This window comes from Thermostichus sp. OS-CIW-30 (assembly GCF_054060215.1).
This window is the reverse complement of sequence record NZ_JBSSCZ010000016.1, coordinates 69,089-82,887: the sequence shown is the minus strand read 5'-3', so window position 1 is coordinate 82,887 and position 13,799 is coordinate 69,089. Positions and strand designations below refer to the sequence as shown.

Below are 13,799 nucleotides of genomic sequence, written 5' to 3'. Positions count from 1 at the left end.
CAGGACTTGGGTCATGGTTCTATCATAACTTCCGCATTCCTCCCGACACTGACCCTACGGGTACAGTGCGGGGCTCCTGCGATTTCTAGCTGAAATTGCCCGCGCCCAAGGGATCAACTACTTTCTGCTCTCTTTTACCGACCTGCTTGGGATCCAACGGGCCAAGCTGGTGCCTGCCTCAGTTATCGACTTCATGGCAGAGGGTCAGGCTGGATTTGCCGGGTTTGCTGCCTGGTTGGACTTGACGCCTGCAGACCCCGATGTGTTTGCCCAGCCGGAGCGCGAGCGCCTGTTTCAACTGCCCTGGCAGCCGGAAGTGGCCTGGATGCCTGCCGATCTAGTCCAGGTCAACGGGGATCCCTTGCCACAAACCCCCCGCTGGGTGTTGAAGCAGGTGTTATCCCAAGCAGAAGCCATGGGCTTTCAAGTCAAGACGGGGATCGAATGCGAGTTCATGCTTCTGTCGCCCGAAGAGTGGGCCATTTCCGATGAGCGCGACCAGCAGGCCAAGCCCTGCTATGACCAGCAAAGTTTGATGCGGCGTTTTTCGGTGATCCGGGACATCTGCGATGGCATGCAGAAGCTGGGCTGGGATCCCTACCAAAACGATCACGAAGATGCCAACGGCCAATTTGAAATGAACTGGCGGTTTGACGATGCCCTAGTTACGGCTGATCGCCACGCCTTTTTCAAATACATGGTGAAAAGCATTGCCGAAAAGCATGGCTATCGAGCTACCTTCATGCCCAAACCCTTTGCCCATCTGACGGGCAACGGCTGCCACACCCATATTTCTCTTTGGCAGGGGGAGCAAAACCTATTCGCCGATCCCCAAGGGGAATTGGGGCTTTCTCAACTGGCCTATCACTTCATCGGCGGGGTGCTACACCATGCACCTGCTTTGTGTGCCCTCACCAACCTGACGGTCAATTCTTATCACCGCCTCAATGCCCCCGTCACGCTCTCTGGGGCCACCTGGTCTCCCAACACAATCAGCTACAGCGGCAATAATCGCACCCACGCCATTCGGATCCCGGATGCCGGGCGGTTTGAACTGCGTTTGGCCGATGCTGCTGCCAATCCCTACCTTTTGGCTGCCGGTCTCATTGCCGCCGGTCTAGACGGGATCCAACACCAACGGGATCCTGGCCCCCGCTGTGACAACAACGCCTACACCGATCCCCTCCCCAATGCCCCAACGTTGCCCGGCTCTTTGGTCGAAGCCCTCAACCACTTAGACCAAAACACCCTGTTCCGCAGCAGGCTTGGGGATCCCTTTGTGAATGCCTACCTCAAGCTCAAACGCCAACAGTGGCAGGAATACAACCGTCAGATCACGCCCTGGGAGCGGGAAACAACCTTGGATTGCTAGCCCGGTAGTTGTTGTTATCTCATTACACCTTGAGAGAGGGCTTCCAACTGGCCTGGAGTGACCCTAAACCTGGGCCAACTGGTGTTGAGCTGCCTGCCGCATCACCTCTACTGGCACAGGCTTGCCTCCCAGCCAAAGCGATAGAGCCTTGGCCCCCTGGTGAACCAGCATCTCTAGTCCACTGATGGGGGTATGTCCCAACTCGGCGGCCATCCGCAGCAGAGGAGTGGGATCCGGCACATAGATCAGGTCGTAGACGATGGCACCCGGAGACAGCAGGCCCAGTTGCTCCCGGCTCAGGGGAGAGAGCCCTTGACCGGCGGGGGATCCCGGCTTGTGCATGCCCACGGGGGTGGTGTTGACCAAAAGCCGCGTCTGAGACAGGTAGCAATTCAACTCCGCCCAGTTCACCGTCTCCACCTGAGGCCAGGTCTGTTGCAAGGCCAGCAATGGGTTGGGGGATCGCCCTGCCACCCGCACCGGCCCCAGCCCCAACTCCAAACAGCCTTGGATGGCCGCCCGCGCTGCCCCCCCGGATCCCAGAATGAGGGTGGGGATCCCTTTTTCCAGACCCAGCAAAGGCTGCACAAAGCCATCGATATCGGTATTGGTGCCCGCCCACCCGCCCTCTGGCAAGGGGTAAACCGTATTCACCGCCCCCACCGCTGCTGCCCGCGATTCAATCTGATCGAGCAAAGGGAGAATGGCCTGTTTGTGAGGAATCGTCACATTAAACCCCCGCACCCCAATGGCCGCCAGCCCTGCCACCGCCGCCGCCAAGTGTTTTGGAGCCACCGGAAACGGCACATAGCAATAGTTTTCCCCCATAGCTGCCAAAGCAGCATTGTGCATGGCTGGGGATAAGCTGTGGGCCACCGGATCCCCAACCAGACCAAGCAATTGGGTGCTTCCCGAAATCCGACCGTCCACCGGCTCAGCCAACTCCTCAAGGGATCCCTGAAGTCACTCAAGATTTAAAGACGATTTAAAAACTACTGAGACTCCGACTCAACCCGCTGCAGAGTCTGCCGGTAGCGATGGCGCCAGTCGGCCAACGATTCTTCCGAAATGTGGTCGATCAAGGTGCTCATCTCCGCCAGGATCTGATAAACGCGGTCAAAGCTTTTTCGGGTTCGCTCTTCCTGCTCCGGTTGATGGATCTGCACCATGTATAAGCTCATCTTGATGGTTTGCAGGCGGTTTTTGCCCAAATCTTCCAGCATTTCCCGAATTTGCCCGATTGCCTCCCGCCTCACCTGTCTCTGCCGCCGTCGCAACAGCCAAAAGAGGATCCCGTGGATAACCCCCACCAAAGTGGCGCTGACCGCCGTTGCCGTTTCTAGCGAAAAAGCGCTGCGGCTGGCCACAAAACCACTTAGCAGAATCACCCCTATTCCTACCGCCGTCAAGACTAGCTCAATGTTGTTCAGGAACCATCTTCCTGCTGGTCTCCAGATCCCAGATCCGGCCACTTGACCCTGAAGAATGCCCATCATAGCCTTTTGCACCTCCCTTCCGTCTCTCCCGTTCGCTCAGCCCATCGCTACCTGCTCAGCCGCCCCAAGGCCAGGCGCGGTCTTCTACGGCTCAGTTGACGCTTCAGACAAAGCTGCCGGAGTTTTCGCCGCCGCAAGCGGAAGGGTCTATGGGCCAGGGATCCCGCTGTGGACAGTTCCGGTGCAGAAGCCTGCATTTTTTGGCTGAGCTCTTGATGGTGTTGGCGGAGATCCTCAATCTGCTTGAGGCGAGTCTCCAGCTCTCGGCGCAGTTCGGCGTTTTCTTTTTCCAGACGCTGCAGGCGTTTCAGCAGCTCTGAGGACTCCGTTCCGCTGACGCGGTCGGAAACTGGGATGGGATGGGGAGCAGTCACCACCGAGCTGTGCACATTCCTGCTATCTCGCATAGCCTGGGCAGCCCGACGCAACAGAGCCACCCCCTTGGGGTCATCGCTGTCCATGAGGCTGGCCGCTCCAAACTGGAGCTGTACCGGCAGCGCCCGTCCATTCACCACAAAGGGATCCTGAATCATTCGCTGGCAGCAGCGTTCGGCAGCAATTTGCGCAGCAGCCAAGGTGCTCCCGGAGAGCAGAATGATAAACTGCCCCTCGTCGTAGCAAAACAGGTCGTCTCCATCGCGCAGGTTATTGGCCAAACGCTCCCTAAACAGTTTGAGCAGATCAGCCCGACCGTCAGCATCCAGCCCTTGTGCCAGAGAACCGAGGTTGGCCAAGCGCAGCACAAACAAGCTGAGGGGTTCCGATTGGGCACGGGCCTGGGCCACCCGCAGCGGCAAACGAGCCACCAAATCCTGACGGTTACCCACCTCCAAACCAATCGACTTGGGGGGAGAGGGAGGAGATTTTTGCCCAGTTTTGAGCAGATATTGCTGGCGGCGACTTTCTACAATGCGCAGCCCTGCCCGCACCCGCGTCAGCAGCTCTGCAGCCTGAAAGGGTTTGGAAAGAAACTCATCGGCACCTGCCTCCAAAGCCCGCTCCATGCTATCGTTGCCCTCGCGGGCAGTCATGATGATGTAGTACACCCAGGCATATTCCGGCAATTGCCGCAGTTGGCGGCACAGGTCTAGGCCGTTCAGAGAGGGCATGACCCAGTCGGCAATGATGAGGTCTGGGGGTTGGCGGCGAATTTGCTCCAGCGCGGAGAGGCCATCCAAAGCATAAGAAATACTGCAGCCCTGCTTGCCCAAAAAGTTGGACAGCATCTCTGCCACCATGTAGCTATCATCCACAATCAGTACACGGGCTTGCAGACTGCCGTCTTGACTTCTGCCAGAGACGAGTTTCGCCTTCTCAGGCGCAGGAGCTGCACTAGCGCTCTCCGGTCTGGGATCCATAGATAAACCGAGGCAGGGTGGCGCGGGAAAGCAAACTACCCGCAACTTTCCATCGCTATTCTAATGAATGTGGTATCTCCATCGTTATTCTGATGCGGTAGCGAACAGCAGCCGCTTCCACTTTGCCGAGTTGGTTAGATGGATTGAATCACTCTTGAATCACTGAGACTTCGCTCGTCCAGAGCCGCTGTCTGTTGCTGCCCAAGGCTTGCTCTGACCAGAAGCCCTTTGGCGGGAGAGCTGAAATCTATGTGGTGAACATTTGTGAATTATTCGAGGCAACAGAGCAGAGGCTCAGTAACGGATCTCGAGGGTGACTTGGGCGCGCACGGTTTGCTGTCCCCCCTCCACCGGTGTGGATGCTGTTTCTAGACGGGCATAGTCGGCGCGGGCAAAGGGGATCGGCGGCGGGATCATGTAGCCATCGCTCTGAATCTGGATGCGCTCGACGGAACGGATGCTCAGGTTCAAGGCCCCCAGCACATCCTGGGCTTGACGTTGGGCATCTTTCACGGCTTGGGTTAGGGCGCGGCTGCGCGCTTCCAACAGGGTGGCTTCATCGGCCCGGAAACTGACCGATTCCACCTGGGTGGCTCCGGCGGCCACAGCTTCGTCCAGCACTTGCCCGGCTCTGGCCACGGGCACCTCGAATTGCAGACTGTTTTGCCCCTGCACACCCGTTAGGCGAGGCTGGCCATCCCGGTAGTCGTATTGCGGGTAGAGGGAAATGCCGGTGGTTTGCAGAGCGCCTACTTGCAGCTCCTTGAGGCGATTGACCAGCCGCTCTGAGCGTTCTGCCACCTGTTGTTGTACCGATTGCGCCGTCTCCCCCTGGATCACCACCCCCAAGCGAATGAGGGCAATGGAGTTCTCTACGGAGACCGATCCCTGTCCTGTAACCGTCAACATTCGGGATCCCTCAGCGGGACTGGCCATCGCTCCGCCTCCAGCGATTGCGTTCCAACCCAACAGGGCCACCGCCAGTACCAGGCCCAGCCACGCTACCCCCTTCAGCCCTTTCCAACCCCTGATCCCGTTCATTGCTTTCCCTTTCCATGGTTCAACCCCAGCCTACTCCCACCGCTCCTCAGCCTGATCCGACAAAAGCCCCAGCCACCAGTTCCCTAACCTCACCCAGCCGGTGCGTTCTTGCCCCCACGGATCCCGTATCCGCACACGGAATACCCGTTGATACTTGGAAGTGCTCCCGGAAAAAGGCCCCAGCCGCCAGTACCGTGCCTCCTGGCTCAACAGGGAGTAGCCCTGCTTTGCCGCCCACCGCTGCAGCAATTCTTGGCTGCGTCTTTGTTCCCAGACAAAAATTCCCATGAAAAGGGCAACAGCAACCGCTACCCATACTAGGGTCAATGCCAGCTCAGACATGGGGGTAGACAGCAAGGCTACTGCCCATCCTATGGGAGTTGCTCCAATGCTGGGATCCCCGGCGGTCAAAGTTCACCTTCGTCGCCTCACCCGCCCTCAGACCTTGGACAAAGAGATCCCTGCTTCAACCCATCAGACCGTATGATTGAGGCAGGGTGGTCAAAACTCAATCGGTTCTCAAGTCGTTAAGGTCTCTTTACAGAATGGCCGAATCGAAACTGCGACAACTGCTGCGCGATCTGGATGTTGAGCTGCAAAAAACCCCTGGCCTGGACGAAAAGCAGCGGCAGCACATTGCCACCATTCGCCAGGAAGTGGAAGCGGTGCTGGCCGAGCTGGGATCCCGAACCGAGAGCAAACAGAGCCAAGGGCATAGAGATCGCATTGGAGAGGCGCTGGGCCTGTTCGAGACCTCCCATCCCAACCTTACCCTGATCCTGGAGCAGGTGATCGACACACTGGCAGGGATGGGTTTGTAGTTTCATGGTCGGTAAAAGGGCTCACCAGAAAGCTCCCTTGCTTGCTAGCCTTGGTAATGCGTTGAAAGCTCCTTATGCTCTATGACCAGCACTCTCCACTCCACCTCGTTTAACACCACCCGCTCCAAGCAGGTTTTTGCCCGGGCACAAAGCCTCATGCCGGGGGGGGTTAGTTCTCCGGTACGGGCCTTCAAGTCGGTGGGCGGGGATCCCGTCGTGTTCGACCGTGTCTCAGGGGCCTACGCCTGGGATGTGGACGGCAACCAATACATCGACTACATCGGCAGTTGGGGGCCGGCGATTGTTGGCCACGCTCACCCCGAGGTCATTGAGGCTCTGCGCCGAGCTTTGGAGAAAGGCACCAGCTTCGGCGCCCCTTGCGTTCTGGAAAATGAGCTGGCGGAGCGGGTCATTGAGGCGGTGCCCAGTGTGGAGATGGTGCGCTTTGTCAATTCCGGCACCGAAGCTTGCATGGCGGTGCTGCGCTTGATGCGGGCCTATACCGGTCGGGAAAAGGTGATCAAGTTTGAGGGCTGCTACCACGGCCATGCGGACATGTTTTTGGTGAAAGCCGGTTCGGGGGTGGCCACGCTGGGCTTGCCAGACTCGCCGGGGGTGCCCAAGGCAGCTACCAGCGCTACGCTGACGGCTCCCTACAACGACCTGGAGGCAGTCAAGGCCCTGTTTGAACAGCACCCCGACTCCATTGCCGGAGTCATCCTAGAGCCGGTGGTGGGCAATGCCGGCTTTATTCCCCCCCAGCCGGGCTTCTTGGAAGGCTTGCGAGATCTCACCCAAAAGTACGGGGCCCTGCTGGTATTTGACGAGGTGATGACCGGCTTTCGCATCAGCTATGGCGGTGTACAGGCCAAGTTTGGGGTCATCCCCGATTTAACGACCCTGGGCAAGGTCATCGGCGGCGGCCTGCCGGTGGGGGCCTACGGCGGTCGGCGAGAAATTATGGAAATGGTGGCTCCAGCGGGGCCGATGTATCAGGCAGGGACTCTTTCCGGCAACCCCCTGGCCATGACAGCAGGGATCCAGACGCTGGATATTTTGCGTCGTCCGGGCACCTACGAGTACCTGGAGCGGATTACCGAGAAGTTGGCAACAGGGCTATTGCAGATCGCGCGGGAAACGGGGCATGAGATGTGCGGGGGCTATCTGCCCGGCATGTTTGGCTTCTTTTTTACTGCCGGCCCGGTGCGCAACTACGAAGAGGCCAAGACTTCCGATCTGCAGAAATTTGCCCGCTTCCATCGCGGCATGTTGGAGCGGGGAGTATATCTGGCGCCCTCGCAATTTGAGGCCGGCTTCACCTCCCTGGCCCACACAGAGGCCGATGTGGAGAAAACTCTAGCCGCCGCGCGAGAGGTGTTGAGCACCCTCTGAGTCTGCAATTCACCCTCTTTCGAGCCGGGATCCCTGCTATGGCCGAGCACATCCACCGCAACTGGAGCATCACCACCCAAGCTACAGAGAAGGGGTTTATCTTTCGCTGCCGACTGCTCCAGCAAGATGGCTCTTGCGAGTCGGAGATTGGCACCAAAGCCTACGGCTACTTTCAAAACGAGGCCGAAGCTATTCTGGCGGGCATGGTCTGGATCGACCGGCAGCAACTGCCGGATCACCTGGACGGCCTACTGTTCGACAACGAAGAGCCGGAGAATTAGACAGGGGCTTCTTCCCGCACCAACCGTTCCCAACCCAAGCCTTTGAGGGCTGCATTGCGCCGCAGCGGTCGGGTCACCAGCTCCAGCAGAGCCTGGGTGTTGCCGAAGCCGTGGATCTGGGCGAAGGTGAACTCCACCGACCACTTGGTGGTTATCCCCCGTGCCTCTAGGGGGTTGGCGTGGGCCATACCTGTGATCACCAGATCCGGCTGCAGGGCCTTGATGCGCTGGATTTGGTTGTAGTTATCCGGCTTTTCTACGATGGTGGGCTTGGGCACTCCCATCTCTTCGCAGGTGCGCTCCAAGAGGGCCAGCTCAGCCGCTTGGTAGCGTTTGTCCATGTAAGGGATCCCGATTTCCTGCACCGTCATGCCGCAGCGCACCAAGAAACGGGCCAGCGAGATCTCCAGCAGGTTATCGCCCATGAAGAAAACGCTTTTGCCCCGCACCAGCTCCAGATAATCCCGAACTTGGGGATGGCTCCACACTTCCGCTTCCCGCTCTGCCAAGCCTTGAGTCGGGATCCCCAATTCGCGGGCAATGGCTTCTATCCAGGCGCGGGTGCCATCCGGCCCGATGGGAAAAGGAGCGGTGATGAGCTTAGCCTTTTTGCGGCGTACCAGCGTGGTGGCTGTGCGGCTGAGGAAAGGATTCACCCCCACCACATAGGTGCCCGGCTCGATGGCCGGCAGCTCCCCATAGCGTTTGGCCGGCAACCAGCCGGAGACGCGGATCCCGTGTTTCTTCAGCTCCAGGGTGAGTTGGGTAACCACCGGATCGGGCACCGAGCCGAAGATCACCAAGGGGGGATGCTTGTGGAAGCCTTCCTCCTCTTTCTTTTTTCCGGAGCGGAGCCCGTAGAAAAGGGCCTGGAGACCCCCGCGGGTTTCCTGCTCCTCTGCCCGCACCTGCTCTGGGCAGCGCTGAGCCATCGAGGCCAAAACCGTATCTTCCCCTTGGGTAAAGGCGTAGTCGAGGCCATTGGCCCGGGCCACCACAATCGGGATCCCGATCTCCCCTTCCAGCTTCTGGGCTAGGCCCTCCAGGTCCATTTTGATGATCTCGGTGGTGCAGGTGCCGATCCAAACAATCACGCTGGGATTGCGATCCCGCTGAATTTGCAGGCACAGCCGCTTCAGCTCCTCATAGTCGTTGAGCTTGGCGCTAATATCCCCCTCTTCCAGCTCCGCCATGGCATAGCGGGGCTCGGCAAAGATCATCACCCCCATGGCGTTTTGCAGAAAGTAGCCACAGGTTTTGGTGCCGATGACCAAAAAGAAGCTGTCTTCAATTTTTTGATAAAGCCAAGCTACACAACTAATCGGGCAAAAGGTATGGTAGTTGCCGGTTTCGCACTGAAAGTTAAGGGCATTGGCACTATCCAAAGCAGCATTCATGCTCGTCTCCTAACAACATATAAAGAGGGGAACATTTCGGGCTAAAGGGCCGCCAACTGGGGCACACCCACCAATTTTTCGCTGAGATCCCAAAGCAGTTTGGCCTTGGCATCGTCTGCCGCCTCGTCAGAGACTTCTTGGTTAAAGGGCTTGGCATTCTTGCGTTGCCGGTTACCCCAGCTCCAGTAGAATCCCGACCGACGAAACTCGGGATCGGCCACCACTTGGGCCACCCGCTCTCCGGCCAATTCCTGAGAAACAAATCCGCCCGTGATGTTTTTTTGAAACCAGGGGAAAAGTTTTTGAAACAGGGGATAGTGATGGCGGAACAGAGCCGTGGTGGCTACACACCCCGGATAGAGGGAGAGGAACGTGATGCCAGTGCTCTCATGGAAGCGGCGGTGCAGCTCGCGCATGGTGAGGATATTGCAGACTTTGCTGTCTTTGTAGGCTTTCACCGGTTCAAATTTGCCGCCGTCCGCCATGCTGATGGGATCCTTGAAGCCCTGGGCAAATCCCCGCAGATCCCCCAGGTGGGGTTGGGGTGGGATCTTACCCCCCAGCTCCTTGGGATTGTGGGTAACCGTGCCCAAGATCACCAGCCGCCGATCCGGATAGGTGGAGCGTTTCAGATCCTCCAACATCAAATGGCAGAGCAAGAAATGCCCCAGATGGTTGGTGGCCATGGTCAGCTCATATCCTTCCGGGCTGCGCAGGGGCTGCTTGAGCAGGGGCATGTAGATGGCGGCATTACAGACCAAGGCGTCCAAGGAACGGCCCCAGTTGCGGAACTGCTCGACAAACCGCCGCACGCTGGCCAAGCTGGCCAGGTCGATCTGCATCAGGGTATAGCTGCCCTGGGGGATCCCCACTTGCTGGGCCGCCCGGTAGGCTTTGTCCAGATCCCGACAGGCCATCACCACGTGCCAGCCGCGCTTGGCCAAGGCCAAAGCTGAGTATAGGCCAACACCCGAGGAAGCTCCGGTAATCACGACGGTGGGTTGCTCTTGTCCTTGCATATCCAACTCCTGTGCCATTTCCTTCCCAAAGCGGGATCCCTACAGGATCCATCTTGGGGGGGAAAGCGGATCGGACAACAAATTGATAAGGTTTGCGACAGTCTTCCGAAACAGTGGCTTCATCTTTGGACACACTGCCCAAGCCGGCAGGGGATCCCTTACACCAAGGCCAGTTGGCGGGCTGGAGTGTTGTAAAAGTCGGAGAGCAAAGCAAACAGCTCCCGATCCTCGGCAGGTTGGGGCACGATCCCTTCCGGACGGGCCAGCAGCTCATCGGCGATGTTCAGGTAGTACTGGCAGACAGGCTCCAGGCTGGGATCGGTTTCCGCCATCTCGAAGAGGGTCTTGCCCTTGACCCGCGAGACGCGAATATCTTCGATGAGGGGAAGCACCTCGATAACGGGCATGGGAACTGCCGAGACGTATTTGTCAATCAGATCCCGCTTACTGGTGCGATTGCCGATCAGCCCGGCCAACCGCAGCTTGCGGGTTTTGGCCTTTTCTCGCACCGAGGCAGCAATCCGATTGGCGGCAAACAGGGCATCAAAGCCGTTGTCGGTTACGATCAGGCAGTAGTCGGCGTAGTTGAGGGGAGCCGCAAAACCGCCGCACACCACATCCCCCAGCACATCGAAGAGGATGACATCGTACTCATCGAAGGCGTTCAGCTCCTTCAGGAGTTTGACGGTTTCCCCCACCACATAGCCGCCACAGCCGGCCCCTGCCGGGGGCCCACCCGCTTCCACGCAGTCCACGCCGCCGTAGCCGCGGTAGATCACATCTTCTGGGTAGATGTCTTCGTGGTGATAGCCCTTGGCTTCCAGGGTGTCGATGATGGTGGGGATGAGAAAGCCGGTCAGGGTGAAGGTGCTGTCGTGCTTGGGATCACAGCCAATCTGCAAGACCTTTTTGCCCCGCCTGGCCAAGGCCACCGAGATGTTGCAACTGGTGGTGGATTTGCCGATCCCACCTTTTCCGTAAACCGCCAATTTCACAGCGCGTTCCTCCATGGGGCAGACAAGGGACATTATCGGCAGCCAACCCGCCCCCTGAGAACTGTTGCGAAGGATAAAGGTGGATCCCTCAAAAAGCTAGAAGTTCCCAGATCTTGCAAATCGTCCTAAGAAAGTTCCCAGGGCTTCTCAAGTCGATTTTTGATGTTTTTCCCGATTTTAGTTTTAGATATACTTTCATCAGTGATCAAAAGAAAACAATTCCAGATGACAATTCACCCAAATCGGGAAGGATTCAGCTATGCCATGGCGCTGATCCCGTCCTCTTGGCTTGTCGCTGAGGCAGGTCTGGTCTGAGAAAGAATCAAGAATGGTCTCAATTCTGGGGGGAAGGTGGGGAGAACCCTTCACTCTCAGGGATCAAAGGCAAAAGTAACTCGCACCGCTCCTGCAGAATCCACCTCGATCCTGCGCAGGAATTCCCGCAGGTAGGCACGCCGTTCGGTCTCGCTGAGGTCTTGCCAGAAGGGCGGGATGGAGAGGGTTTGGATGGTCTGGGTGAGGTTGGCGGGGGGGAGTTGCTCCAGCTTTTGGGCCAAGCGGGCCGTCTCTGCTCGCAACTGGTAGCGACGCTGGGCCAGAGAGGCTTCGTCCATCAGTCCAGATTGCTGTAGCTCTTCCAATTGCCGCAGCCGCTCGGCGTTGGCCTGGATTTGGGCTTGGAGCTCTTGGCGGACTTGGGTGAGGGCTTGTCGATCCAGCGTCTGGGCGCGTTGGGGCAGTTGTTCGCACACCTGCCGGATCACCTCCTGCAGGACTTCGGTGTAGGGGAGGCTGTAGCGACAGGTTTGGCAGCGCAGATAGAGGTAGAGGGATCCGTTCTTTTTCCCCTTGCGAGGGGTGGTTTGCACAATGCGCAGAAGGCTGCCACAAGCGCAGCAATGAACCAGGCCGGCCAAAGCGCGGGGAGCACTGGCGCTGCGGCGAGGGATCCCTTGGTTGCGCTTGAGCCAGCGATCGATCTGGGCGGCTTCCGTACGGCTGAGGAGGGCCGGGTGAGTGTCCCGCAGGGTGGTGCCGTCGGCATAGGCCAGATCCCCGCGGTACACCGGGTTGAGCAGCCAGTTGCGTCCGGTGGCCACAGAAATCCGCTTGTGGTGTTTTTCCTCCAAGAAGCGCACCGCCTGCCGCAGGGATCCGTAGAGGAGAAAGTGCTGGAAAAAATCCTGAACGATGCTGGCCTGCCGGCGATCCAGCACGTAGCGTTCCCCTTCGCGGCGGTAGCCAAAGGGGGCAGGGCCAGGGGGGGGTTTGCCCGCCAGGCGGTTTTGGGCTTGGCTGCAGCAGAGGCGGCGGCTTTGCAACTGATGGGGGATCTCGGCCAGCAGGGGGATCCAATCGGCAGCCTTGGTGGGGGTTTGCAGGCCGGATTCGGTGACCAAGCTGAGGCGGATCCCGGAGTGTTGGATTTGCAGCAGCCGCTCGTGGATTTCATCCGCCCGATCCCCCAGATCCGCCAGGCGCAAGAGCAGCACTTCCTGCACCCAGCCGGCTGTGATGCGTCGGAACAGCTCCTCCAAATGAGTTCGGGATCCCCAATCGTGCAGGATGGGATCGGCCCCTCGCAACTTGAGCCAGGCCAACTCCTGTTCCGGCAAAGGGGCATGGGAAGGCGTGTAGAGGTAGCCGCAAACGCTCATGGACAAGCCATTCAACTATTGTCACCGCCGCTGCGCCAGAACGGAATCAAGCACCTGGCGAATGTTGCCCTGGGCCTGTTGCAAGTGCTGACGAGCTTCCTGAGCAGAGCACCCCATCAAGGCCACAAGGATCGCGGTTTTCACCTCTCCATCACAAGCCTGCAGCAATTGGGCAGCCGCGGCGGGATCCAGATCGCAGGCTAGGGCCACCATTCGCTCCGCCCGCTGCTTGAGCTTGGCATTGCTGGCCTGGAGATCCACCATTAGGTTGCCATAAGTCTTGCCCAAGCGGATCATCACCCCGGTGGAGATCGTGTTCAACACCAACTTTTGGGCTGTGCCGGCTTTCATGCGGGTGGATCCGAGGATTACCTCCGGCCCCACCAAAGGGGCAATAGCAATATCCACCTGCTCGGTTAGAGGAGAAGGGTGATTGCAGGCCAGGCCAATCGTGAGCGCCCCAATACTTCTGGCGGCTTGGATCCCACCCAGCACATAGGGGGTACGACCGCTGGCGGCAATTCCCACAACACTATCTTGAGCTTGGAGGTGAAGACCCTCCAGCGCGCGGGCAGCCGCTTCTGCGTCGTCCTCTGCACCCTCTACCGCCTGGGTCAGGGCTTTTTCCCCCCCGGCGATCAAAGCCACCACCTGTGCGGGGGAAGTGCCAAAAGTGGGTGGGCACTCAGCCGCATCCAGTACCCCCAGCCGACCTGAGGTTCCTGCCCCGATATAGATCAGCCGCCCGCCGTGACGCATCCGCTGGGCAATGGCATCGATGGCTTGGGCAATCGGCTCCGCCTGAGCAGCCACCGCTTCCGGCACCTGCCGATCCTCGGCGTTGATCCGTTTCACCAGTTCCCAGGTGCTGAGACGGTCGATCTCGGCTGTAGCCGGGTTGGGGCTTTCGGTCAGGGATCTGGGATCCCAAGCCAATTGTGGAGAAACCATGGCAGCGCTTGTCCAGGC

At 58.8% G+C, this 13,799-nt stretch carries 14 protein-coding genes; 4 read left to right on the top strand and 10 right to left on the bottom strand.

What is annotated here, in order from left to right; genetic code table 11:
* The first annotated feature begins 76 nt into the window (after positions 1-76).
* The gene (gene glnT, locus ACVWZF_RS08460) at positions 77-1,372 is read left to right on the top strand and encodes a type III glutamate--ammonia ligase (RefSeq protein WP_457396297.1); all 1,296 of its coding nucleotides are present in this window, start codon (positions 77-79) and stop codon (positions 1,370-1,372) included.
* 63 nt (positions 1,373-1,435) lie between these two features.
* Here glnT and ACVWZF_RS08455 read toward each other — a convergent pair whose 3' ends face one another.
* The 5 genes from ACVWZF_RS08455 to ACVWZF_RS08435 form a co-directional block, all read right to left on the bottom strand.
* Positions 1,436-2,302, bottom strand: a complete 867-nt coding sequence (locus ACVWZF_RS08455) for a shikimate dehydrogenase (protein WP_457396296.1) — start codon at positions 2,300-2,302, stop codon at positions 1,436-1,438.
* Positions 2,303-2,364: 62 nt separating this feature from the next.
* Complete coding sequence (locus tag ACVWZF_RS08450; protein WP_011432640.1) at positions 2,365-2,868, bottom strand: hypothetical protein; 504 nt, start codon at positions 2,866-2,868, stop codon at positions 2,365-2,367.
* A 47-nt stretch (positions 2,869-2,915) separates the two neighbouring features.
* Positions 2,916-4,226 carry a response regulator gene (locus ACVWZF_RS08445; protein ID WP_148202701.1) on the bottom strand — a complete coding sequence of 437 codons (1,311 nt, stop codon included), beginning with the start codon at positions 4,224-4,226 and terminating at the stop codon, positions 2,916-2,918.
* 294 nt (positions 4,227-4,520) lie between these two features.
* Positions 4,521-5,162 (bottom strand): SIMPL domain-containing protein, encoded by a 642-nt coding sequence (locus tag ACVWZF_RS08440; RefSeq protein ID WP_457396294.1) that lies wholly within the window; start codon positions 5,160-5,162, stop codon positions 4,521-4,523.
* 135 nt (positions 5,163-5,297) lie between these two features.
* On the bottom strand, positions 5,298-5,609 hold the full coding sequence (locus tag ACVWZF_RS08435; RefSeq protein WP_041436348.1) for a hypothetical protein: 312 nt from the start codon (positions 5,607-5,609) through the stop codon (positions 5,298-5,300).
* 203 nt (positions 5,610-5,812) lie between these two features.
* Between ACVWZF_RS08435 and ACVWZF_RS08430 the strand changes: the two genes are divergently transcribed.
* The 3 genes from ACVWZF_RS08430 to ACVWZF_RS08420 all read left to right on the top strand — a co-directional run bounded on the left by ACVWZF_RS08430 (position 5,813) and on the right by ACVWZF_RS08420 (position 7,761).
* Positions 5,813-6,088, top strand: coding sequence for a DUF4404 family protein (locus ACVWZF_RS08430; protein ID WP_011432644.1), 276 nt, complete (start codon positions 5,813-5,815; stop codon positions 6,086-6,088).
* Positions 6,089-6,169: 81 nt separating this feature from the next.
* Positions 6,170-7,480 (top strand): glutamate-1-semialdehyde 2,1-aminomutase, encoded by a 1,311-nt coding sequence (hemL, locus tag ACVWZF_RS08425; RefSeq protein ID WP_011432645.1) that lies wholly within the window; start codon positions 6,170-6,172, stop codon positions 7,478-7,480.
* A gap of 38 nt (positions 7,481-7,518) precedes the next feature.
* On the top strand, positions 7,519-7,761 hold the full coding sequence (locus tag ACVWZF_RS08420; RefSeq protein ID WP_414406701.1) for a hypothetical protein: 243 nt from the start codon (positions 7,519-7,521) through the stop codon (positions 7,759-7,761).
* On the opposite strand, the gene ACVWZF_RS08415 is transcribed toward ACVWZF_RS08420, so the two are convergent.
* From ACVWZF_RS08415 to murQ, 5 genes are all read right to left on the bottom strand, one after another.
* Entirely contained in the window at positions 7,758-9,158 is a 1,401-nt protein-coding gene (locus ACVWZF_RS08415; RefSeq protein ID WP_457396291.1) for a ferredoxin:protochlorophyllide reductase (ATP-dependent) subunit N, read from the bottom strand. The genes ACVWZF_RS08420 and ACVWZF_RS08415 overlap by 4 nt on opposite strands.
* A 41-nt stretch (positions 9,159-9,199) precedes the next feature.
* The gene (locus ACVWZF_RS08410) at positions 9,200-10,177 is read right to left on the bottom strand and encodes a protochlorophyllide reductase (protein ID WP_457388204.1); all 978 of its coding nucleotides are present in this window, start codon (positions 10,175-10,177) and stop codon (positions 9,200-9,202) included.
* A gap of 158 nt (positions 10,178-10,335) precedes the next feature.
* Positions 10,336-11,172, bottom strand: a complete 837-nt coding sequence (gene bchL, locus ACVWZF_RS08405; RefSeq protein WP_041437180.1) for a ferredoxin:protochlorophyllide reductase (ATP-dependent) iron-sulfur ATP-binding protein — start codon at positions 11,170-11,172, stop codon at positions 10,336-10,338.
* 371 nt (positions 11,173-11,543) lie between these two features.
* The gene (locus tag ACVWZF_RS08400; RefSeq protein ID WP_457396290.1) at positions 11,544-12,830 is read right to left on the bottom strand and encodes a recombinase family protein; all 1,287 of its coding nucleotides are present in this window, start codon (positions 12,828-12,830) and stop codon (positions 11,544-11,546) included.
* Positions 12,831-12,851: 21 nt separating this feature from the next.
* Entirely contained in the window at positions 12,852-13,781 is a 930-nt protein-coding gene (gene murQ, locus ACVWZF_RS08395) for an N-acetylmuramic acid 6-phosphate etherase (RefSeq protein WP_041436350.1), read from the bottom strand.
* Between the last annotated feature and the right edge of the window lie 18 nt (positions 13,782-13,799).